Origin of the sequence: Bacteroides sp. Marseille-P3684, assembly GCF_900291465.1 — a bacterium.
Classification (GTDB): Bacteria; Bacteroidota; Bacteroidia; order Bacteroidales; family Bacteroidaceae; genus Phocaeicola_A.
The window spans coordinates 53,618-75,641 of record NZ_LT985808.1 but is presented as its reverse complement, the minus strand read 5'-3'; the positions used below and the strand labels follow the sequence as shown (position 1 = coordinate 75,641).

Below are 22,024 nucleotides of genomic sequence, written 5' to 3'. Positions count from 1 at the left end.
CCGTTCCTATTTCTTGAGCTCGGGGTAGCTGATGCGGGTGTGGTAGACCGCCTTCAGCTTCTCCTTGAAGAGCGCCTTGATGGTGGCAATGTCCTTGAAGGTGATGGGGCATTCGCGGAAGAAGCCGTCCGCCATCTGGGAGTCGATGATTTTATCGACCAGTCCGTTGATGCTCTCCTCGGTGTACTCCTTCAGGCTGTGTGACGCCGCCTCGACGGAGTCTGCCATCATCAGGATGGCCTGTTCCCGCGTCCACGGGTTCGGTCCCGGGTAGGTGAAGATGCTCTCGTCGATGGGTTCGCCGGGATGCTCGTTCATATAAGATATGTAGAAGTACTTCGTCTTTCCGGCACCGTGGTGGGTGGTGATGAAGTCGCGTATCACCTTGGGCAGGTTGTGCTTCTCGGCGAGCTTCATGCCGTAGGTCACGTGGTTGATGACCACCTGCGCACTCTGTTCGTAGGTGAGGTTCTTGTGTGGGTTCACACCGTTCTGGTTCTCGGTGAAGAAGACCGGGTTGCCCATCTTCCCGATGTCATGGTAGAGTGCCCCCGTACGCACGAGCTGGCTCTTGGCGCCAATCTTGTTGGCAGCTTCGGCGGCAAGGTTTGCCACCTGCATGGTGTGCTGGAACGTGCCGGGCGCCACCTCGGACAGCTGTCTGAGCAGCGGATGGTTGATGTTCGACAGCTCGACGAGCGTGACGTTGGAGGTGAAGCCGAACATCTTCTCCACCACGAAGAGGAAGGGGTAGGTGAAGAGCAGCAGGACACCGTTGATGAGGAAGTTGACATACATCGCCGCATTGAGCTTCGAGAGGTCGTTCTCCGTGATGAGTTCATAGGAGAAGTACGTCAGGCAGTAGAGCAGGGTGATGTAGAAGGCGGTGCGGAAGAGCTGCGAGCGTTGCGACAGTTCGCGCAGGCTGTGGATGGCGGTCAGTCCCGCCACGGTCTGCAGAAGGAGGAACTCATAGGGATAGCGCAGGACGATGGAGCACATCAGGATGCTCACCATGTGTGCCATGAAGGCGGTCCGTGAGTCCATGAACACACGGATGGTGATGGGGAGCAGTGCGATGGGGAGGATATAGACGCTCAGGAGGTTGTACTCCATCATCAGCGAGGTGAGGATGGGGAAGAGCGACACGAGGGAGATGAGCAGCAGCAGGCTGCGCCGGTTGGCGAAGTAGTCCCGGCGGAACAGTTCCAGGAAGATGAAGAGGGCGCCCATGAAGATGCCCACGAAGAGGAACTGCCCCAGCCAGATGAGCCGTTGCTGGTTCGTCGTGTCGCTGCGCTTGAGCGACTCCTTCTCGTAGGAGAGCAGCTTGTTGTAGATGTCATCGGTCACAATCTCGCCGCGGTCCACGATTTTCTCCTCGCGGAGCACCATGCCCTGTGCGGCGGATATGCTGCCCAGGAGTTCCTGCCGGGCGGTCTCGGACTTCTCCTCGTCGTAGGTGAGGTTGGGGACAATGTAGTCGTTGAGGTTGCACTGCTGGAGGACGGACTTGTTGTAGCGCAGTGTGTCGGCGTTGACAAGGTACTCATACGCCGCCTTGACGGTGAGGAGCCTGTCAGCCTCCATGACACGTGCCAGGTTCTTCTCGACCAGTTGCACCTGACTGACCTGCATTTCGGCGAGTCGCGACGCGTCGGCGTTGGAGATGACTCCGTGCTGGTAGATGTCCCGGAGTGTGCGCTCGATGTGGCGCAGGTAGGCGGTGGTGGGCAGGCGGAAGGCGTAGCCGTTGTTGGAGTTCAGCTTCAGCAGCTGCTGGTCGGCCACCGACGCATCCAGGTCAAAGTAGGGCTGGAGCTGGCGCAGCACGCTGTCCTCCTCCTGCTTCACGCGCGCTTCATCCTTGTAGATGGGGAAGTCGAACGTTGCCACCAGTTGCCCGTATCGCCAGGGCTTCCCTTTGTCGAACTGGTAGTTGAACCGCCCGTCGCTTGGCATAAATGACACGATGAGGACGACGGCGGCAAGGTAGACAATGCACTTGTAGAGGATATCCTTGTACGAAGAGGTCTTTAGTTGCATACTTGATAAGTTGTAGGTTAGTAGGCGCGAATATAGACAAAAAGTCGTACACGGTGAAGGATGAGGCGCAGAGAATGAAGAAATGTGCGGTGGAAAGCTCTCCTTTTGCTTTTTTGGGAGGCTTTGACGCAACAAAACGGGCCGTTATTCCGTCTATAGAAATGTCCGTCAACTGTTTCCCCGTATGGATGCCGTCAGGCAGACCGGGTAGCAGAACCCGACGGACAGCTTGTAAACCTCCTGTTAAAACACAATCTATGAAACACGTACACATCCTTTCCCTGCTCTGCGCCGCATTGTCGCTCCCGTTGCCGGCGCAAACCATTACCGGACGACTGGTCGACGAACGGCATAATCCCCTCCCTTACGCCAATGTAGCCCTGCTCTCCCTTCCCGACTCCACGTTTGTCACGGGAACCGTCTCCCGCTCTGACGGAGGTTTCTCTCTGGCGGCAGACACGTTGCGCGGCAGCCTGTTGCGCATCTCGTCGGTCGGATATACGACTCTGTATCGGCGTCTGCCGTCATACTCCGACTTGGGCGTCCTGATGCTGGTGCATGATGCCCGTCTGCTGGACGAAGTGGTGGTGATGAGCCGGCTGCCCAAGACACGCATTCAGGGCGACGCCTTTGTCACGACGGTCGAGGGCACCCTGCTTGCCGAGGCTGGTTCGGCAGGCGACGTGCTGGAGCACATCCCGGCTGTGACCCGGAAGGACGAGAATTTCGAAGTCTTTGGCAAAGGGACGCCGACGATTTACATCAACGGACGGCAAGTGCGCGACGTCGACGAACTGGAGCAGCTTAACTCCTCCGATATTCGCCGGGTGGAGCTGGTCACCAATCCCGGGGCACGTTACGACGCCTCGGTGAAGTCCGTCATCCGCATTCGTACACGTCGTCAGAAGGGGGACGGATTCGGCTTCGACCTCCGTTCCACGTACACGTATGCCGACCGCAGCCAGTGGCACGAACAGGCGAACCTGAACTACCGACATGACGGTCTCGACGTGTTCGGGAAGCTGACGTTCCGTGACACTTACCATGTACAGGAGTCCCGCATCGCACAGACGACCCACTCCGGCAGTGTGTGGCAGCAGGTGAATGATATGACCATCACGAACCGGAACAAGCGGATTGATGCCGAGACGGGGTTGAATTACGTATTCTCCGAGGACCACTCAGCCGGTGCGCGCTACAGTATGCAGGCGACTCCCCATGCCTGGACACATGCGCAGACAGGCAGCGATGTCTGGGAAAACGATGCCTTTTACGACCGGTGGAAGTCGCAAATGCGTAACGAAAGAGACTACCGACCCGCTCACCGCCTGAACGTCTATTATAGCGGCAGGTTCGGCAATCTCTCCGTCGACTGGGATGCCGACTACTACACGAACCGGAACGACAGCCACTCCACGACCCATGAGGACAGTCAGGCACAGGACGACCGGGATGTCAATTCTGCCAATCACGTGGACAACCGCCTCTGGGCGACGAAGCTGGCACTTTCCCATCCGCTGGCAGGCGGGACGCTGGCTTTCGGGGGCGAGTATGCCTACACACGCCGGCACGATGACTACCTGAGCGAGAACGAGGTGTTGCCTACGTCCCGCAGCCGTATCCGTGAACAGAACGTGGCTGCCTATGTGGAATACAGCCACGCCCTTCCCCTCGGCATGCTCACCGCCGGACTGCGTTTCGAGCATGTCGGCTTTGACTACTTTCAGAACGGTCGTCGCATGGATGACCAGTGCCGCAACTATGACGACTGGTTCCCCAACGTGTCCTATAGCCTCGCTCTGGGCGACCTCCAGTTGCAGGCATCCTATACGGCCAAGACCGAACGTCCCGACTATCAGTCTCTGAGCAACAACGTGGGCTATATAAACCGCTTCACCTACCAGACCGGCAATCCGGCACTGAAACCTGCGGTGGTACACGATGTCTCGCTCACGGCAGCGTGGAAGTTCTTCACCGCCATGGTGAGCTACCAGCGGCGGCGTGATGACATCCTTTACTGGAGCGAGCCGCTCGCCGACAATTCCGCCGTCACCATGGTGAGGAACAAGAACATTGCCGTCCTTCCCGTGCTGGCGGCATACATCGGTGCTACTCCCGTCGTGGGCTGGTGGAATCCCAACATCATGGTGGGTGTCCGCAGGCAATGGCTGACCCTGGACACCTCCACCGGGCGTTGTGCGATGGACAAGCTCATGCCTACCGTCCAATGGGGCAATGTGTTCGCCTTTCCCCGCAAGTGGCGGCTGGGCATCGACCTCTCCTTCCGGGGAAAAGGCTACTACCAGAACGTCCATGCGGGGCGTAACGTCTACGGCATTGACCTCATGCTCCGGAAGTCGTGGATGGGGGATGCACTGAGTGTGGAGTTGCGCGGACGGGACCTGCTCCGGTCAGAAGAGAAGAGCGTCGTCCGTGCCGATCGGTTGTTCGTCGACCAGCTGAACCGCATCAACAGCCGTCAGTGCACCGTCACCCTCCGCTATAAGTTCAATGCTGCCAAAAACAAATATAAAGGTAAGGGAGCCGGCAACTCGGAAATCGAGCGTATGTAGAACCCGATTACCCTCGCCCCGTGCCGTTGCAGGTACCGGAAGAGCGGAAGGATGATAAAAAGTCGGTGGCTTCTTTGGCTATGAATCAGATTCAGCGTACTTTTGCACGAAACCTTAACAACTAACAAATAAACGAATCATATGGAAGAGCCAAAACCTGAAGCCAAGAAGAGTGGGTACATCATTTGTCGTGTATGTGGTTATATTGACACAGCCGATAAGATTGACCAGGTATGCCCCGCCTGCGGTTATCCGAAGACCGTATGGATGGAATACAAACCCCGACGGATCAATGAAACCCGCCGCAAGTTGCTCGACTTGCACATTCACCCCATTGCCGTACACTTCCCCATCGTCGGCAGCGTCATGACCTTTGTCCTGCCCGTGGTGGCACTGATTGTTCCTTTCCTGACCTTCCTGCCCGACACGTTCGACGACCGTCTGTACGACGCGACCTGGATGATCAGTCTGGTCCTGCCGTTGCTGTCCATCCTGGGCGCCGTGACCGGCTATGTCGGCGGCAAGCTGCGCTACAAGACCGTGAAGGCACCCATCCTGAAGCAGAAGATCGTGTTGAGTGTCCTCTACTTCATCGTGACCCTCCTCCAGTGCTACGTCGCCTACGCCTACGGGGTGAGCAGCGGCAATGCCCTGCTGGTGGTGCTCCTGGGTGTGGCATCCAGTGTGCTCGCCAGTGTGCTGGGCAAGATGGGTTCCCACCTGTTTGCCGGAAAATTCGGGCCGTACGTCGCCGGCTGACCGGTCCGTCCTTCAACTTGAACTGATTGCGCCCCGCTCTGCTCCCTGCACGGCGGGGCTTTTTCGTCCGCTGCTACTACCCTTCTTCCAAAAAAATGTCGTACTTTTGCCGCATTAATTACATAATACTTATAGCATGGCAGAAAGAAAAGTAAGAGTGCGCTTCGCTCCCAGTCCTACGGGGGCGTTGCATATCGGAGGTGTCCGAACCGCATTATACAACTATTTGTTCGCCCGTCAACACGGGGGCGACCTCATCTTCCGCATTGAAGACACTGACTCCAACCGCTTTGTTCCCGGGGCGGAGGACTATATCATCGAATCATTCAAGTGGCTCGGCATCCAGTTTGACGAGGGCGTCAGTTTCGGTGGAAGCCACGGACCATACCGCCAGTCGGAGCGCCGGGACATCTACAAGAAATACGTGCAGCAGCTGCTCGACGCAGGCAAGGCTTACATCGCCTTTGACACGCCTGCCGAACTGGAAGCCAAGCGCGCCGAGATCCCCAATTTCCAATACGACGCCCACACCCGTGGCACGATGCGCAACTCCCTGACCCTGCCCAAGGAGGAAGTGGACCGACTCATCGCCGAAGGGCAGCAGTACGTCGTCCGCTTCAAGATTGAGCCGAATGAAGACGTACACGTCAATGACCTCATCCGCGGTGATGTAGTCATCAACTCCTCAATCCTAGACGACAAGGTGCTTTACAAGTCTGCCGACGAGCTGCCTACCTACCACCTGGCGAACATTGTCGACGACCACCTGATGGAGGTCACCCACGTCATCCGCGGAGAAGAGTGGCTGCCGTCCGCCCCGCTCCACGTCCTGCTCTACCGTGCCTTCGGCTGGGCAGACACCATGCCCGAGTTCGCCCACCTGCCGCTCCTGCTGAAACCTGACGGCAAGGGCAAGCTCAGCAAGCGCGACGGAGACCGCCTTGGCTTCCCCGTCTTCCCGCTCGAGTGGCACGACCCCAAGACCGGCGAAGTCTCCTCGGGCTACCGTGAGTCCGGTTACCTGCCCGAAGCCGTCCTCAACTTCCTCGCCCTGCTGGGCTGGAACCCCGGCAATGACCAGGAGCTGATGACGCTCGACGAGATGGTGCAGCTCTTCGACATCCGCCGTTGCAGCAAGGCTGGCGCCCGGTTCGACTACGTCAAGGGAATCTGGTTCAACCACGAGTACATCCTGAAGATGAGCGATGAGAAAGTGGCGGAACAGTTCATGCCCATCCTCCGCGAGCACGGTATCGACGCCCCGATGGACAAGGTGGTCACAATCGTCGGCATGATGAAGGGCCGCGTCAACTTCGTCAAGGAACTGTGGGAGACCTGCAAGTTCTTCTTCGTAGCCCCGACGGAATACGACCCCAAGACCGTGCAGAAACGCTGGAAGGAGGACTCCGCCGAGATGATGACCCGTCTTGCCGACCTGCTGGAGAGCCTCGACGACTTCTCGCTGGAACACCAGGAACAGGTGGTCATGAAGTGGATTGAAGACAACGGCTATCACACGGGCAACATCATGAACGCCTTCCGGCTCACGCTCGTGGGCGAAGGCAAGGGTCCCCACATGTTCGACATCTCTTCCGTGCTGGGCAAGGAGGAGACCATCGCCCGCATGCGCCGCGCCATTGAAGTCCTGAAATAACCGTCCGCGCCCATGTATAGTTTCGTTATCTGCATCTATCTGATGGCTGTCAAGCTGGTGTCGCTCTTTAACAAGAAGGTGCGGCTCATGGTGCGCGGCCACGCACAGGTCTTCCGGATACTCCGTGAGCACATTGAGCCGGATGCGCAGTACATCTGGTTCCATGCCGCCTCGCTGGGAGAGTTCGAGCAGGGGCGTCCGCTCATGGAACGCATCCGGCGCGACCATCCGGAGTATAAGATTCTGCTCACCTTCTTTTCCCCCTCGGGGTATGAGGTGCGCAAGAACTATGCCGGGGCCGATGTCATCTGCTACCTGCCCTTTGACACGCCGCGCAACGTCCGCCGGTTCCTGAAGCTGGCACATCCCTGCATGGCGTTCTTCATCAAGTACGAATTCTGGCAGAACTACCTCAAGGGGCTGCAGCGCCGCGGTGTCCCCACCTACAGCGTGTCGTCCATCTTCCGCAAGAACCAGGTGTTCTTCCGCTGGTACGGCGGACGGTACTATAAGGTACTGACGCGCTTCACCCATCTCTTCGTGCAGAACGAAGTGTCCAGGGAGCTTCTTGCCACACTCGGCATCCACAACGTGACCGTCGTGGGCGACACGCGCTTTGACCGCGTCATCGAGATTTTCGAGCAGGCGAAGCAGCTTCCCCTCGTCGAGGCGTTCAAGCAGGGCCGTCCCGTGCTCGTTGCCGGCAGTTCGTGGCACCCCGACGAGGATATCTTCATCCCCTACTTCAACGCGCATCCGGAGATGAAGCTCATCATCGCTCCGCACGTCATCGGGGAGAGTCACCTCACGGAGATTATTGGGAAGCTCCGCCGTCCCTGCGTCCGCTACACCCAGGCAACGCCTGAGACGGCAGCCGCTGCCGACTGCCTGATTGTCGACTGCTTCGGCCTGCTGTCGTCCATCTACCGTTACGGCGAGATGGCATACGTGGGCGGCGGTTTCGGCGTGGGCATCCACAATGTGCTGGAGGCGGCAGTCTACGGTGTTCCCGTCCTGTTCGGTCCGAACAACCAACGCTTCCAGGAGGCACGTCAGCTGCTTGCCACAGGAGGTAGCTTTGAGGTCACCGACGCCGCGTCGTTCGACAGTCGGATGGACCGCTTCCTGACCGACGCCGCCTACCTGTCTGACTGCGGCAGGCGTTCGGGAGAGTACGTGCACAGTCGTGCCGGGGCGTCCGACAAGGTGCTGCAGGCGGTCGGGCTGTAAGTAGCCGGTGTCCGATTCACCTTATATATAAGGTATAGCAAGCGCGGATGATGTCGATGTGAGAATCGGCATCATCCGCGCTTTGTTTGTTTCAGGAGGCGGCAGTGACCGCCATGTGTTTTCCGGTTCCAGGATACACGGCCGGGAGAACTGTTCCTTAGGCTTTCCTCCGTCTCTTTTTCCACCACAAGATATATCCCGTCACGGGAAGGCTGGCACCGACGAGCGATGCCAGACACATCAGCATCTTGCCCCATATACCCCAGATACGGCCCTCGTGAATGTCGAGGTTCATGCGCATCATCTTGTCGGCGGGGGAGGCGTCGGTGTATCTGCCTGCCCACGGGCCGGTGCCTTGCAGCTCGCGGAGGGTGTACCGGTCGAAGAAGCGGTTGTCCTGCTTGTAGTAGCTGCCCCGTTCGTGGACGATGCTCACACGGTAGACCCCGGACGCGGTTTGCGGCAGCGCGTAGTAGAACTGCACGGCATCGGGCTCCTCCGCTTTCAGGCGGGCGTGCAGGAGGTCGATGGAGGGGGTGTCCGCTCCGGCGTTCGTGCTGTCGGACGACGGCAGGCTGTAACCCTGCATGACCTGTCCGCCCGACACCAGGCGATAGAGCCCTCCGGAGAACCATGATAGTCCGAAGAGCAGCCCCGTCAGGCAGAGGACGAGCAGGGGCAGCGTGGCATAAAAGCCCAACACGTTGTGCAGGTCAAGGCGGAAACGGGCGGCTCGCAGTGGACGGTGGAAGGTGAAGTGGCTCTGCACCGCCTTCCGGTTCCAACGTTTCGGCCAGGAGACGACCAGCCCCGTGACCAGTGCCAGGAAGAAGACGAGGACGGCATAGGACACCAACGGACCGCCGATGGAGCGCGGCAGCCAGAGGTTACGGTGACCGTCGAGCAGGAAGGCGAAGAAACCTGCATCGCCCGGCTCGCGCCGGATGACCTTCAGGACTTCTCCCGTGTAGGGGTCTGCATAGGTCGTTGTCGTGCCTTGTGGGGCATAGGCGTCGAGCCGTGCCGCTTCGCCGGCAGTGCCCAGCGTGAGGGCGGAAGCATCGCCCGCAGCCTTCAGCAGCGCCGAAGGGGGAAGCATCTCCGCGTCGCGGACGGGCACCCGTCGCCAAGGCTCGCACACTGCCTCCACCTCGTCCCTGAACACATAGAGACTGCCCGTGAGGCACACGACCATCACGATGAGGCCCGACACGAGTCCGAGCCAGCGGTGCAGAAGGCTGAATAGTCTCTTCATGGTCGGCAGGCGGTTAGTCGAGGCGGAAGAGTCCGCCTACGAAGGTGGCTGAAATCTTGGCGCCGCGCACCGCCTTTCCCGTGGCAATCTCCGTGCGGTAGATGTACACGCCGTCCGCGGTGGCTATCGGGGCATAGACGTAGCCTCCTTCCGCGTAGGCGACGAAGCGGCGTCCGCCCTGTCCGCTGTGCAGCGGGATTTCCTGGATGACGGTGTGGCTCTTCTTGTTCAGGTCGATGAGTACGCTCAGGTCCTCGGCATCGCTCCAGGCACCTGCCTGCTGGTTGGTCGACACCTCGGCATACACCTTGCCGTCGCCGACGTAGAGCCAGTGGGCGACCTTGTAGCCCGTCAGTGCCTCGTAGTCGAAGAAGTAGTCGTCGGCAAACTGCGTGTCGCCCGCCTTGATTTTCAGGAAGCCGGACTTGCCGTTGCTCTGTGAGAACCCGTTCGTCAGGCTCGTGTTCGACATGGCGATGACGTCGCCCTGCTCGTCCTTCTGAAAGCCGTTAAAGGCGTTCCAGCTGCCGATGTTTCCCAGTCGCGTGTCCTTGATGAGCGTCTTGAAGCGGAAGTCCGGATAGCTGTACACCGCCACGTAGGCCGTGTCCACCGCCGGGGTGGCAAACGTGTTCGGGTTCATGGGGACGTAGCTCACGTAGAGGTTTCCTCCTGCATACGTCATGCCGGTGACCGACGGCCAGTCAACTGCGTCCAGCGGTGCCACGGGAGTGGTGGTGACGCGGCTCTCCAGCTCCAGGGTACGGATGTTGACCGTGTAGAACGTCAGGTTCTGACCCTTGCCTGGTGACTTGGGCAGTTCCAGTGCCGCCATCTTCTCCCCGTCCACCTGACAGAAGCCGATGGGTGTGTTGTCGAACACGAAGTCGCCCGTCTCCTGCAGGTAGCCCTCGGCATCCCGTTGAATGCCCGTGGCGCTGGTCACACCCAGTCCGCCTATGGAGAAGACCGTCTGCTCCGCCTGCTGGTAGTCGCGGTAGCCGTTCTGCTCGATGCCCTTGCTGTAGGCGTTGATGGGCCGCTCGCCCATGAGGTCGTCGGTGGTGACGACGTAGTAGGTGGTCGTGTTGCCCGAGGTGATGCCGAGCGAGAGTACATAGGGTTCGTTGGGGACTTCGAGGCTCCCCATGTCGTCGTCGCAAGCGGTGAAGGTTGCGGCGAGTGCCGTGCAGGCGAGTGCCCAGCCGGCTATCTGTAGTCTGAATGGTTTCATTGCGTTCATGTGTGTGGAAAGGGGGTTAGAGGTTGGACAAATACAGGCGGAACTTCACGTTGAAGGCGCGTCCGGGCTTCTGCAGGCGGTAGTTGTCGTAGAGCTTCTCGTTGGTGAGGTTGGTACACTCCAGGCTGACGCTGTAGCGTCCGTCGTGCATCGTGTAGCTCACCGAGGCATTGTGTGCGAACTGGGTCGGAATATACTTCTTGCTCGTCGGCCGTCCCAGACCGGCAAAGCTCAGGTAGTACTTGTAGACATAGTCGCACGAGTAGTCGATGGAGAGCGTGTTGCCGCGCGCCAGGACGTCGCGGAAGCTGTAGCCCGCGTCGCCATTGACGAAGAAGTAGGGGATGTTCGGCATCCGCTGCCCGTACGAGACGTTCTCCGTCGAGCCTTGTTCGACGTAGCTGTCGGTGGTACGCGCCGTCTTCTCGCGGTCGGTGATGTCCTGGTACGTCAGGCTGCCGCCCACGTGGAAGCGGTCGTCGTAGTCGTAGCGGGCGGTCGCCTCGATGCCATGGGTGACTGCCTTGCCGATGTTCTCGTAGGAGGTCGTCGGGTCGCTCGTCAGGCTGACGCCCTTGAGTATGAAGTCCTTGGTGTAGCGGTAGATGTAGTTCACCTCCGCGGTGACGCGGTGCCCCGACTCAAAGCGTTTGTCCAGTCCCACGCCGATGTTGAGATTCTTCGAGTTCTCCGGCTGCAGGTCCGGGTTGCTCTTCTGGATAAAGCCGTCGCCGAACATCTCGATGGCTTCCGGCATGCGGTATGCCTGCTCGAAGCTCACCTTTGCCTGGAGGAAGGGGAGGAAGAAGTAGGTCGCCGCCGCCCCGTAGCCGAACTGCCGCTTGCGTTCCGACACCTGCTCCCAGTGCTCGGTCTCCAGGAACTGGTCGCGCAGCTTGTGCGACGAGGAGTAGAGGGCATACATCTTGCCGAAGATGTTCATGTTCCAGCGGTCGAAGCGGAGTTGGTAGCCCAGTCCGGTGATGTTCTTGGTGAGGTGCTGTGCCTGCCCGTTCATCGGGTAGTCGGGATACTCCCTGTCGTCCTGCTTGCGCCGCATGGCGGTCACGACGTGGTTGAGCGTCACGCTCTGGTGGTCGCTGATGACGTAGTTGAGGTTGGCGTTCCCCTGCCACTGGCGCTCCTGGATGAGGGCGTCGGTCAGGTAGCCTTCACCCCGGCTGGTGGCAGGGACGGACTCGCCCAGCCAGTTGTATGCCACGGCGGCGGTGTCGACATTGTGCGTGTTCACCACGTTGTAGGTGCCGTAGAGGCTCAGGTCCAGTCCCGGCGTGAACAGGTTCGTCTTCTTATACCTAATTGTAGGTATGAGGCTGAAGCTGCTCGACTTCACCTTGCCATACACGGCGTCCATCGTCGCTCCCGTCTGGATGTGCTTGTCGTTCTCGGAGAGGATGACGCCCACGAGCATCTGGTCCGCCCAGGGCCTGCCCACGAGTCCGGTCTCCATCTTCAGTCCCGCCGAGTGGTAGTCGTCGTTGAAACGGCGCACCCAGCGGTCGCCCAGGTTCCGTCCCGTCGACAGGTCGACGATGGGGGCAAAGACCTTATAGTCGTTCTTGGAGTAGTTGAAGAAGGCGTTGGCACGCAGGGTGAATCCCGTCCGTGTGTTGGTGTACGCCCCGTTGACGCTCGCCTTGTGGGTGTTGAACGAACCGACGCTGTAGGTGGCGTCGAGGTAGTTGGCGTTGATGCGGGACACGATGTTCACCGCGCCTCCCAGGGCATCGGCTCCCAGGTGGACGGGCAGCACGCCCTTGTAGACTTCCACGCGGTCGGCGAGGTTTGCCGAGAGGTTTGCCAGGTTGAAGCTGGAGCCGAAGTTGTCCATGGGGATACCGTCGAGGAAGAACTTCACCTGGTTGCCGGAGAAGCCGTTCATGGCGAAGGTGTAATTGCTGCCCACACCGCCGTCTTCGCGGATGCGGACGCTGGATACGGTGTTGAGAATCTTGTTCATCGGGGTGGAGGTGGCGTGGTTCGCCTTCAGGTCGACCACGGAGATGGCGTAAGCCTGTTCCTGTAGCTTGCGTGCTTTCGATTTTGCTACAATCTCGATGGCTTGCAACTCCTGGTTGCCGAACATGAGCGTGTCGGTCTGCGCTGACACGGAGAGGGAGAGGGCTGCGGCGAACGTCGCAGGAACCATCCGCTTGAATGCGTTGTCCATATTGAGCTTGTGTGTGTTGATAATCGTTCTTTTTTGCGGATGCAAAGGTACAGGCGTACAGGACGGTATGAAATACCTAAAAATGGTGATTTTCTGCCCGAACCCATCGGGCAGTGAATGTAGGGGCGACAATTGTCAATTGACAATGGACAATGGACAATGGACAATGGATTTTTCCCCGTTTGTCAAAACGGCACCGTTTTCCCGGTTTTAACATCACATTTCCCCAATTCAACGTTTTCAGGTAACGCACAAATCTGCAAATTTGTCCCAATTAGAAAAACGCGCGTTAAATATTTTAAGAGATGTCCGTCAGAACACATCAGAATAAACATACGTTTGTATAATTACACTCTTTCTAACGCGAAAAAACCATCTTCCGCACCCATACACACGGTCAAAAGCACCTGTGATTGGCTTCGTACGGACGCGTCCGTACCACCGTACCGACGTGTCCGCACCGTCGTAGTCGTTCGTCCGTACGAAAACAGGGACCTGTTTTCATTTTTCAGCGCCCGGAGGGACACGATTCCGCAGGTGTGAAATTGTGCCCGTCCGTGTGAAAAGACCAACGGAAGGGAACGAAGGAAGAGAAAAACAGTGCAGGAGGACAGGAAACGGACGAAAATGCCGTCAAGGTGCACCGGACGAATCGCCTGAGAATTCCCTTCCCGGTCATCCCTCCGTATTTTGGCGCAACGAAGGCCCTTCTCGGCGGCTTCGTTTGACACTTTGACAAAATGACAGGAGCGGACGGACGGTGCGGGGGAAAAAGGGACGGAGGGCGGCAACCGGTTGTCTGCATCCGGTCGCTCGCCCTCCGTCGGTCAATCTATAGAATGAATACCTATTGAAAGAATAATTTTAGTTGTATTTGCTATTTGATGGAACCTGTGCCGTTGGCAAAGTTCAGGTAGACCTTGTTGCCCTTGCTTCCGCTGGCAGCATACTCGGGACCCAGCTCGCTGAGGTTGTCGCCCACGCCGGTGTTGGCGCGGTACACGATTTCCTTGCCGCTCTTGAGGGTGAACTCGGTGCGCCACCAGTCCTGTCCCGCCTTGACGGCTATGCGCAGCATGTCGGGACCTGCCAGGGCAGGGGAGACGAACTCGCCGTCCCTGGTCGCAGGCACCGTGAACTTCCAGGCGTCGTCGTAGCCCCACGTGCCGTTCGGGGCGGCGATGAGGTAGACTTCCGGACGGAGGAAGGTCATCGTGTAGTCGAGGTTGTCGCCCGTGGCGTTCGCCTTGGCAGTGATGCAGACGATGTACCATCCAGCCTTGCCCACCTTGATGTTGTCGGAGCCTGTCACGCCGGCGTCCGCCTCGTCCTTCAGGCTCTTGATGGCGCCGTAGCCGGTCCAGTCGCCTTCGAACTTGCCGAACTTGAACTCGCCGCCTTCGCTGAAGTAGAACATGCCCCAGAACTCGCCGGGCAGTCCGGTGACGGCAACCAGCGGTTGCCAGGTGCTCCATGCCGTGCCGATGTCAGCCCCGACGAGGTACATCGCTTCGGGCAGCTCGACGGTGACGGGGATGGCAAACATCCGTACCGTGGCGTGCACGAGGTTGCCGGTCGTCTCGCCGCTGTTGTTGGCAGAGAGGCGTGCCTTCACGCGGAAGTAGACGGTGGCGTCCTTCCCGGCATAGTCGCCTTCGTTTTCAGCCTGCCAGAGTTTGACCACGGCGGCATTGAGGTCCTTGTTCTTGAGGGTGAAGCTGTGTCCCTTGTACTCGCCGAGGGCCTGCGTCTTGCCTTCCTCAAACCGGTCGTTGAGGCAGATGTCGACGCTGTAGGTAACGGCAGCCGGGAAGCCATAGTCCGGCTGGGTGCAGCTCAGGGTGAGCTGGTTGTCGCCTTCAGCCGTGAGGACGTAGGGCGCTGTGCCCAGTTCGTCGACGGTGAAGGTCGTGGCATCCGTTCGCAGGATGGGGTTGTCGTCGCGGTCGGAGTCGCAAGCCGTGAAGAGCGGTGCGCCCAGTGTCATTGCCGCGAGCAGGGTATAGAGTGTGATGCGTTTCATTGCTTGTTGTTTTTTAGGGATTAGTATTCAGCTGACGGGGCGTTGTGCGCCCGCCTGCTTATTTGTACCATACTCCTCCGAAGCCCTGGTAGTTGGGATTGTCCTTGTAGTCCTGAGCGGGGATGGGGTAGGTGTTGTACTTGTCGTCCACTCCGCGGCCTTCCTTCACGCCGCCTTTCCACTCCCAGAGGTAGTCGGACGAGGTGAACTTGCCAAAGCGGCGCAGGTCGCTGCGGCGTCTGCCTTCCCAGTAGAACTCGCGGCACCACTCGTCGAGCAGGTAGTCGGCGTCGAGCTTGGCGGACGTCACGAGGTCCTTGCGGTTGCGCATCTGCTGCAGGGCGGCGATGGCTTTGACGGCTTCTGCCTTGTTGCCCTCGCGGAAGTAGGTCTCCGCCACGATGAGCTGTGCCTCTGCCGTGCGGAAGAGAGGTACGTCGGTATCGGGGTCCGAGGGGTCGCTGGCGGGCTTGCCGTCGCTGCGGAGGTTGCTCCACTTCACGACACGCAGTCCCTTGTCGCCGGCAAAGTTGTCGGTCGGCTGTGCGCCGTTGCGGTCGTTGCTCACCGAGTGCTTGCCGCCACCGACACCGCCGTAGAAGAGGGCGCGGTCGTCGCCGGCTTTCGCCACCATGTCGTCGGTGCCGATGCCGTGCTCCCGGTCGAAGGCTATGACTTCCTGACGGCTGAAGTTCTCATAGTCCGACTTGAAGTCGTCGGGTTTGAGGTAAGGGACGTCGTCGAGCGTGGGGAAGAACTTGAGGAGGGTCGAGCTCTTCAGCAGGAGGCAGTTCCACGTGCTGGAGCTGAGGTCGGGCATGACCGGCTTGGCACCGTCGCGCGAGGCGCAGACCAGGAACTTGGCGGCGCTGCTCGCCTCTTTCATCCGTGTTCCGTCCTGACGGATGGGGAAGACAATCTCCGGACGCACCGCCATGTTGACATCGTTGTCCGCCATGAAGAGCGCCTTGTAGTTGTTCGTCAGGTGGTGGTAGCCGTCGGTGAGCACCTTGTTGGCATACTCGCGGGCTTCTGCCCAGTGGGCGGTACCGGTGTAGACCTCGGCATTCAGGTAGAGGCGTGCCAGGAGCAGCCAGCAGGCTGACCGGTCGGCGCGTCCGAAGGGAGCCTGTCCCGGGGCATAGAGGTCCGGCTCGACGGCTTTCAGCTCTGCCACGATGTAGTCGAAGAGCTCCTGTCCTGCCTTGGGCACGGGGTTGTTGTTGTCAAAGACCTCCTTCACCGGAGCCACGCCCCAGAGGTCGAGGTTGTACCAGTAGTGCAGGGCGCGGAGGAAGCGCACCTCGGCACGCCGTCTCACGCTCTCGGCATCGTCCTTCCCGGCGAGGTTGCCGAGCAGGAGGTTGTACTGCGTCACGTCGTATCCGAGGCGGAGCCATGCCCACTCGGGGATGTTCGTGCCGTTGTCCCAGCTGAGGTTGGTCAGAGCGGGGATGCCGGCATTCTCCTGCCACTGCCAGATGACGCCGTCGGCAGGATACTCCTGCAGGGAGAACACGGTGCGGTAGAAGCCTGCCTTGTCCTCGTCGGAGCTGAGTCCCAGGTTTCCCTCGCTGCCCAGCAGGGAGTAGGCGAACGCGAAGTTCTGGTCGATGTTGTAGGCAGGCTGTTGGGGGTCGATGGGCTGTATGTCGAGGTCGTTGACGCAGGAGCCCATCCCCAGTCCGGCCGCCGTAAGGAGGACAGCCGGAAGGATATGCTTGAAGTACCTTTGTTTCATAATCATGATGTGCTTTTGGGGTGGTTAGAATTGCAGGCTCAGACCGAGCAGGAAGGTCGTGGCACGCGGATAGGGGTTCTTGTCCATGCCGCTGGATACTTCCGGGTCGAGTCCGTCATACTTGGTGATGAGGAAGGGGTTCTGCACGGTGGCATACAGACGGCCCGTGGCTCCTCCGTAGTAGATGCTCTTGAAGAGGTTCTTGAACGAGTAGCCCAGGGTGATGTTGTCGCAGCGCAGGAAGGAAGCGTTCTGCACGAAGTAGTCCGAGCGGTAGTTGCTGAAGTCGGTCCAGCCCAGGTCGATGGCTTCCTTGATGACGTTTACGTAGGTGTTGTTGGCGAACAGACCGTCGGCTGCCACGTTGGCGTTCTCTGCCAGGCGTCCGTAGTAGACGTAGTTGTTGAGGCTTGCACGCAGGGCGAAGCTGAAGTCCCAGTTGCGCCAGAGCATCTTCGAGGTGAGGCCCATGAGGACGTCGGCTGCCGGTTTCTTGTACATGTAGCGGTCGTCGAGGTCGATTTCCCCGTTGCCGTTGCGGTCGACGAACATGCCCTGGATGGGTTTGCCGTCGGCGTCATACACCTGCTGGTAGACGTAGAACGAGCCGGCAGGGTAGCCCACCTTGTGTGCCTGTGCCTTGTTGCCGTTGCCGCGCGGGGCGTCGTCGCCGCTGTCCACGTAGTAGGAGTCGTTGTCGGCATCGGTCAGCCGGGTGATTTCGTTGTGGTTCCAGGTGGCGTTGAAGGAGAGGTCCCACGTGAAGTCGTTGGTCACGACGGGCTTGGTGTTGATGCTGAACTCCACGCCGTAGTTCTCCAGCGAACCGATGTTCTTGATGAGGCTGGAGCTGAGGTTGGTGCCCACGGGAATCTTCACCTTGTTGATGAGGTCCTTGGTCTCGCGGTAGTATCCGTCGAGGCTGCCGGAGATGCGTCCGTTGAGGAAGCCGAAGTCGAATCCGGCGTTCCACGTGGTGGTCTGCTCCCACTTCAGGTTCTGGTTGTAGGCGTTGGGGCGCAGGGTGTTGTAACCCTCGTCACCGAAGAGGTACTGCGAGTACTGGTTGCTGATGTTATAAGTCGGCAGGTACGGGAAGTCCTGGTCTACGACCGCCTGTTGCCCGGTGATACCCCAGCCCAGACGGAGCTTCAGGTCGGAGAGGGCCTCGACGTCGCGCAGGAAGCCTTCCTCCTTCATCTTCCATGCAAAGGCTGCCGAGGGGAACTTGCCCCAGCGGTTGTCGTCCGAGAAACGGGAGGAACCGTCGAAGCGCATCGTGAAGGTGAGCAGGTATCGGTTGAGGAGCGTGTAGTTCAGACGGCCGAAGTAGGACACCAGGGAGTTGTGGGTGCCGTATGCCTTCTCGCTGCGCTTCTCCTCCTTGTACTTCTGCTGGAGGTAGCTGTCCCAGCCGGCGCCCTGCGAGTAGCCGGTGCGGTGGAAGTGCTGTTCCTCGCCGCCGACCATCACGTCGAGCGTGTGGTTGCCCAGCTCCTTGACATACTGGGCGTAGGCATTGAGCGTCGTGCTGTACTTGAACTCCGTCTGCATGCCGTCCCATCCGTAGTAGTTGTTGCTGTAGGAGTAGGGCGAGATGACGGTGCGCTGCGTGCCCTCTGCATATTCACCGCCGAGGCTGGCATGGATGCGCAGGTCGGGGAGGAAGTGCACGCGGTAGTCCATCTCGATGTTGCCGATGAAGTCGTCGCTGCGGGAGCCGTCGTTCTTCTGATGCAGTTCGGCGACCGGGTTGCGCGGAGAGTTCTCATAGGGTTTGGCGGTCCAGTTGGGGTCGGACACGGCAAAGCCCACCGACTTCTGGTAATAGCCGCCGAAGAACTTCACGGCGTCGGGGTCGTCCGAGTAGACCGGGCGTGTCGGGTCCATGGCGAGTGCCGAACCCAGGATGACGCCGGCGTCCACGAACCGGTTCTTCCCGTGCATGTATTTCGCGTTGATGTTGAATCGCAAGTGGTCGTCAAAGAACGACGGGGCGAGGTTTACTGCGGTCGTGAACCGCTGGTAGTTGGACGTCTTGATGATGCCGTCGTTGTAGTTGTATCCCATCGAGACGCGGTAAGGCATGTTCTTCAAGCCTCCGGTGACGGAGATGTTGTGCTCCGTGCTCACGGCTTCGCGGAAGATTTCGTCCTGCCAGTCCGTGTTCGCATCGCCCAGCGGGGTGTCGAGCTGTGCGCCGTTGTCCTTCAGGTGCTGGATGTAGGCACGGTATTCGTCGCCGCTGAGGACGTCGTATTTCTTGGTTGCGGTTGCCATGGAGACATAGCCGTTGTAGCTCACCTTCGGTCCCGAACCGCTCTTGCCCTTCTTGGTGGTGATGATGATGACACCGTTGGAGGCACGCGAACCGTAGATTGCGGTGGCAGAAGCATCCTTCAGGACGGTGAAGGTCTCGATGTCGTTCGGGTTGACCATGGAGAGTCCGTTGGGCATACCCTTGATGCCGCTGTTGTCGATGGGTAGTCCGTCGATGACAATCAGCGGGTCGTTCGATGCGTTGAGCGACGAGCCGCCTCGGATGCGGATGGTCGAACTGCTGCCCGGAGCGCCGTCGTTGCTTATCACGCTCACACCGGCGACCTTGCCGGCGAGCATGTCCTGTGCGCTGGTGGTGATACCCTTGCTCAGTTCGTCGGGCTTGATGGCGCTCACCGAGCCGGTGGCATCGTCCTTCTTCACCGTACCGTAGCCGATGACCACGACGTCGTCGAGCAATTCAGTTGCCTCTTCCAGGGTAACATCCATCGTGGGAGAGACGGGGACCTCCCGGGTGCGGTAGCCCAGGAAGGAGATGACCAGGACATCACCTTGGTTGGCTTTCAAGGTGAAGCGTCCGTCGATGTCGGTAATGACACCCTTCGTCGAACCCTTGACGGCGACGCTTGCGCCGATGAGTTCCATGCCGGCCTTATCTCTGACAACGCCCTTCACCGTGATGGCTTGCTGTGCGAAAGCCTGCACGGAGAGCATCAGGCATGCTGCCGGGACCATGAGTTGTCTGCTGGAGACTTGAATGATTGAGTTCATCTTCATGCTATTGTGTTTAAGTTAAGAATCCGATAGTAAAGTAAGAATGTATGTGCCGTGGCTTATTCCACCGGCTTGATGCTGATGGCATAGCCTCCGCCCACAGCCGCACGCAGGGTGAGCTTGGAGCGGGAGTTGATTTTCTTGCGGGTGATGGTGTATGCCTGGGGATTCGTCTGCCAATGGGCATCCTTGGCGTCGGCGTAGATGGTTGCCTCGTAGGTCTTTCCCGGGGTCAGGAAGTCGAAGGCGAGCTTGGACACATGTCCGTTGTAGCCTGCCGTGCAGCCCACGAACCAGTTGTCGGTGCCCTTGGCGCGTCGGGCGATGGTGACGTACTCGCCCGGTTCCGCTTCCAGGTAACGGCTCTCGTCCCAGTCGATGGCGACGTCCTTGATGAACTGGAAGGCGTCGAGGAACCGCTCGTAGTTCTCCGGCACATCGGCTGCCATCTGAAGCGGACTGTACATGGTGACGTAGAGTGCCAGCTGACGGGCGAGGGTGGAGCGCACCTGCGAGTGGTTGTCCGGGTTCATCTTGTCGATGTGTGTCTCGAAGATGCCCGGCGTGTAGTCCATCGGTCCGCCGATGAGGCGGGTGAAGGGCAGGATGGTGGTGTGGTTGACGTTGTTGCCGCCGAAGGCTTCATACTCCGTGCCACGTGCCGACTCGTTGCCTATCAGGTTGGGATAGGTGCGGCACAGCCCGGTGGGGCGCACCGCCTCATGGGCGTTGACCATAATCTTGTAGTCGGCGGCCTTCTGTACCGCGTATAGATAGTGGTTGACCATCCACTGGCCGTAGTGGTGCTCTCCGCGCGGAAGGATGTCGCCCACGTAACCGCTCTTCACGGCGTTGTATCCGTGGTCCACCATGAAGCGGTACGCCTGGTCCATGTGGCGTTCGTAGTTGCGCACGGACGAGGAGGTCTCGTGGTGCATCATCATCTTCACGCCCTTCGAGGCGGCATAGCGTTGCAGCTCGTCCACGTCAAAGTCCGGGTACGGTGTCACGAAGTCGAAGACATAGTCCTTGCTCTTGCCGAACCAGTCCTCCCATCCTTCGTTCCATCCTTCCACGAGGACGGCGTCGAAGCCGTGCTTCGCTGCAAAGTCGATGTACCGTTTCACGTTCTCCGTGTTGGCGGAGTGGCGGCCGTTGGGTCTGGTCTTCGTGTAGTCGGTGATGCCCAGCTTCACGCTTGCCAGGTCGTCAGTGTACGCCCAGGTGCCCCGTCCGGTAATCATGTCCCACCAGACGCCCACATACTTGACAGGCTTGATCCACGACGTGTCCGTCAGCTTGCACGGCTCGTTGAGGTTGAGCGTGATGCGCGAGGCAAGGATGTCGCGGGCATCGTCGCTCACGATGACCGTACGCCACGGCGTGTGGCAGGGCGTCTGCATGTAGCCCTTGTCGCCCCGTGCGTCCGGTGTCAGCCAGGAGCGGAACACGAGGTTGCGGTCATCGAGGTTCAGGTTCATGCACGGGTAGTCCACGAGTGCCGCCTCGTGCAGGTTGATGTAGAGTCCGTCGTCGGTCTTCATCATCAGAGCCGTCTGTACGCCGGTGGGCGAGCTGAGCGTCTGCGAGGAGTTCTCGGTGTAGGCTTTCTTCATCAGTCCCCGTATCTCGGAGAGGCGCGAGGTGGTGTAGTCGTACTCCTGCGTGTCATAGTCGCCGGGAATCCAGAAAGCCGTGTGGTCTCCCGCCATGGCAAACTCCGTGCGCTCTTCGCGGATGACGAAGTAGTTCAGCTCCGGCTGTTGCGGGAACTCGTAGCGGAAGCCCAGTCCGTCGTCGAACAGGCGGAAGCGGAGCACCAGTTGCCGTTGTGTGGCTGCCTGGTCAAGCGTCACCTCCAGCTCGTTGTAGTGGTTGCGGATGCGGCTCTCTTCGCCCCACACCGGGGTCCATGTCTCATCGAACGTCGCGGTCTGCGTCCGGTTGATGCTGAATCCGGTCATCAGGTCAGCTTTGGCATCGAGACGGTCGGCATCCTTGCGCTCGGTCCATTCGAAGTCGGTCTTCTTGTTGGCATCCTCACGCTTCAGTTCCAGTCCCAGCCGGCTCGGCTTGATGACGGGGTGACCTTTGTACGTGAGTTCATAGACCGGCGTTCCCTGGTTGTTGAGGCTGAAGTCCAGCGTCAGGTTGCCGTCGGGTGATTTCAGTTGCTGTGCCCCGGCGGAAAGCCCGAGGAAGCAGCAGAGGGTGAGTATGAGTGAATGTTTCATAAGGATAATGGTATAGGGATG

At 59.5% G+C, this 22,024-nt stretch carries 12 protein-coding genes; 4 read left to right on the top strand and 8 right to left on the bottom strand.

Annotated features, from left to right (window positions below; all coding sequences use genetic code 11):
- Positions 1 to 6 precede the first annotated feature (6 nt).
- Complete coding sequence (locus C8275_RS00290; protein WP_106483643.1) at positions 7 to 2,046, bottom strand: HD family phosphohydrolase; 2,040 nt, start codon at positions 2,044 to 2,046, stop codon at positions 7 to 9.
- A gap of 257 nt (positions 2,047 to 2,303) precedes the next feature.
- On the opposite strand from C8275_RS00290, the gene C8275_RS00285 reads away from it, so the two are divergent.
- The 4 genes from C8275_RS00285 (at position 2,304) to C8275_RS00270 (ending at position 8,262) form a co-directional block, all read left to right on the top strand.
- A complete protein-coding gene (locus C8275_RS00285; RefSeq protein ID WP_157948108.1) occupies positions 2,304 to 4,619 on the top strand; it encodes an outer membrane beta-barrel family protein in 2,316 nt (771 codons plus the stop codon).
- A gap of 141 nt (positions 4,620 to 4,760) precedes the next feature.
- Complete coding sequence (locus C8275_RS00280) at positions 4,761 to 5,378, top strand: rubredoxin-like domain-containing protein (protein ID WP_106483641.1); 618 nt, start codon at positions 4,761 to 4,763, stop codon at positions 5,376 to 5,378.
- Positions 5,379 to 5,514: 136 nt separating this feature from the next.
- Positions 5,515 to 7,032 (top strand): glutamate--tRNA ligase, encoded by a 1,518-nt coding sequence (gltX, locus tag C8275_RS00275; RefSeq protein WP_022385075.1) that lies wholly within the window; start codon positions 5,515 to 5,517, stop codon positions 7,030 to 7,032.
- Positions 7,033 to 7,044: 12 nt separating this feature from the next.
- Positions 7,045 to 8,262, top strand: coding sequence for a 3-deoxy-D-manno-octulosonic acid transferase (locus C8275_RS00270; RefSeq protein WP_106483640.1), 1,218 nt, complete (start codon positions 7,045 to 7,047; stop codon positions 8,260 to 8,262).
- Between the two features lie 157 nt (positions 8,263 to 8,419).
- Here the strand turns inward: C8275_RS00270 and C8275_RS00265 are convergent, their stop codons facing one another.
- From C8275_RS00265 to C8275_RS00235, 7 genes are all read right to left on the bottom strand, one after another.
- Positions 8,420 to 9,517 (bottom strand): PepSY domain-containing protein, encoded by a 1,098-nt coding sequence (locus tag C8275_RS00265; protein ID WP_106483639.1) that lies wholly within the window; start codon positions 9,515 to 9,517, stop codon positions 8,420 to 8,422.
- Positions 9,518 to 9,530: 13 nt separating this feature from the next.
- Positions 9,531 to 10,751 carry a DUF4374 domain-containing protein gene (locus C8275_RS00260; RefSeq protein WP_369860747.1) on the bottom strand — a complete coding sequence of 407 codons (1,221 nt, stop codon included), beginning with the start codon at positions 10,749 to 10,751 and terminating at the stop codon, positions 9,531 to 9,533.
- A gap of 25 nt (positions 10,752 to 10,776) precedes the next feature.
- Positions 10,777 to 12,951 carry a TonB-dependent receptor gene (locus C8275_RS00255; protein ID WP_106483637.1) on the bottom strand — a complete coding sequence of 725 codons (2,175 nt, stop codon included), beginning with the start codon at positions 12,949 to 12,951 and terminating at the stop codon, positions 10,777 to 10,779.
- 877 nt (positions 12,952 to 13,828) lie between these two features.
- Positions 13,829 to 14,974, bottom strand: a complete 1,146-nt coding sequence (locus C8275_RS00250) for a SusF/SusE family outer membrane protein (RefSeq protein ID WP_106483636.1) — start codon at positions 14,972 to 14,974, stop codon at positions 13,829 to 13,831.
- A 58-nt stretch (positions 14,975 to 15,032) separates the two neighbouring features.
- A complete protein-coding gene (locus C8275_RS00245) occupies positions 15,033 to 16,715 on the bottom strand; it encodes a RagB/SusD family nutrient uptake outer membrane protein (RefSeq protein ID WP_106483635.1) in 1,683 nt (560 codons plus the stop codon).
- A gap of 24 nt (positions 16,716 to 16,739) precedes the next feature.
- Complete coding sequence (locus C8275_RS00240; protein ID WP_106483634.1) at positions 16,740 to 19,772, bottom strand: TonB-dependent receptor; 3,033 nt, start codon at positions 19,770 to 19,772, stop codon at positions 16,740 to 16,742.
- A 56-nt stretch (positions 19,773 to 19,828) separates the two neighbouring features.
- The gene (locus tag C8275_RS00235) at positions 19,829 to 22,003 is read right to left on the bottom strand and encodes a glycoside hydrolase family 97 protein (protein ID WP_106483633.1); all 2,175 of its coding nucleotides are present in this window, start codon (positions 22,001 to 22,003) and stop codon (positions 19,829 to 19,831) included.
- Positions 22,004 to 22,024 lie beyond the last annotated feature (21 nt).